We start from the raw sequence: 885 nt of genomic DNA on the forward strand, positions 1-885 counted from the left end.
TCGCGATTACAAGCTGATCGTCAAAGAAGCGAAGCTCAAAGAAGAAGMCCTACGTGAAACGCTCAAACTGATCCAGCAACTTGATCCAAGGCCTGGCAGTAAGATCAATGCCATCGAGCCCGAGTACGTGATCCCAGATGTCTCGGTATTTAAAGAGCATGGCAAATGGAGTGTCGCGATCAATCCAGACAGCATTCCAAAWTTGAAAGTCAATCAACAATATGCGCAACTTGGCAAAGGCAGCAGCGCCGATAGCCAGTACATTCGCAGCAATTTGCAAGAGGCGAAATTGGTTAATAAGAGCCTGAGAGCAGAACGAGACGCTGCTCAAAAGTTGCACGTTGCATAGTTGAACATCAACATGATTTCTTCGAGTATGGGGAAGAAGCAATGAAACCTATGGTGCTAATGATGTGGCAACCGCGGTTGAGATGCACGAATCCACCATCTCACGCGTGACAACCCAGAACGTTTATGCACAACGCCTAGAGGTATCTTTGAATTGAAATATTTCTTCTCTAGCCATGTTAGTACGGATAGTGGAGGAGAATGTTCATCGACAGCAATTCGCGCACTCATTAAGAAGTTAGTCACTGCCGAAAACAGTGCGAAACCACTGAGTGATAGCAAAATTGCTGCCTTACTGGCAGACCAAGGAATTCAGGTCGCACGGCGAACGATAGCTAAGTACCGCGAGTCCTTAGGCATTGCCCCATCTAGTCAGCGAAAACGCCTACTTTAGGCCTCAACTGAAAAGGAAAGTCTATGCAAATCAATATTCAAGGCCATCATGTTGATCTTACCGATTCAATGCAGGACTATGTTCACACCAAGTTTGACAAACTTGAACGTATTTTTTGATCACATCAATAGCATACAAGTTGT

At 45.2% G+C, this 885-nt stretch carries 2 pseudogenes; both read left to right on the forward strand.

The window, feature by feature from the left end:
• Positions 1-742, forward strand: a pseudogene (rpoN, locus tag CIK04_RS30335) (RNA polymerase factor sigma-54); the annotation flags it as partial.
• A 23-nt stretch (positions 743-765) separates the two neighbouring features.
• Positions 766-885, forward strand: a pseudogene (gene raiA, locus CIK04_RS30340) (ribosome-associated translation inhibitor RaiA); the annotation flags it as partial.

The sequence above is a fragment of the Vibrio sp. 03_296 genome (assembly GCF_002265885.1).